Genomic DNA, 672 nt, shown 5'->3' with positions numbered 1-672 from the left:
GCGATGCGGGCGAGCTCGACCGGTTCGCCAGCCGCACGACGGGCTATCGGCGCGTCGAGGAAGATGAAATTGCCTTGCTGGAGCCTGACTTAGCTGGCCGCTTCCGCCGCGGATTGCTCTTCCCTGCTGAGGGCCATCTTGATCCGCGCCAGGCGATGACAGCACTTCATGACAAGCTCGCGGCCACGGGGGTCGAGTTCCGCTTCGGCGCCGACGCCCAGCATGTTTTTGGTTTCGATCGTCAGATCGACTGTACGGGAATGGCGGCGCAAAATGACTGGCTGCGCGGCGTTCGCGGCGAAATGCTCACCCTGCGTATCCCTGATATCTCGCTGTCGCGCCCCGTCAGGCTGCTGCATCCGCGCTTTCCACTCTATGCAGTGCCGCGCACCGACCACCGTTTCATGATTGGTGCGACGATGATTGAAAGCCAGTCCGTCGGACCGGTTACGGCGCGTTCGATGATGGAACTGCTGGGCACCGCCTATGCCCTCCACCCGGCCTTTGGCGAGGCGGAGATCGTTGAAACCGGTGTCGGCGTCCGCCCAGCCTTTCCCGACAATTTGCCGCGCGTCGAAACCAAGGGTGAAATCATTGCGATCAACGGGCTCTATCGTCACGGTTTTCTCCTGGCTCCCGCCATGGCGCGCCAGGCTGCCGACCTGGTTTTCA

General features: G+C 62.5%; 1 protein-coding gene. It reads left to right on the top strand.

From position 1 onward, the window contains the following. A partial coding sequence (locus tag NKJ06_RS35655; RefSeq protein WP_352812625.1) for an FAD-dependent oxidoreductase occupies nt 1-672 on the top strand: 672 nt, incomplete at both ends.

Source organism: Mesorhizobium sp. M0293, from assembly GCF_040321735.1.
In the GTDB taxonomy this organism is placed as follows: Bacteria; Pseudomonadota; Alphaproteobacteria; order Rhizobiales; family Rhizobiaceae; genus Mesorhizobium.
Note: the sequence above shows the minus strand (reverse complement) of the source record. Positions and strands in the feature narration are given on the sequence as shown.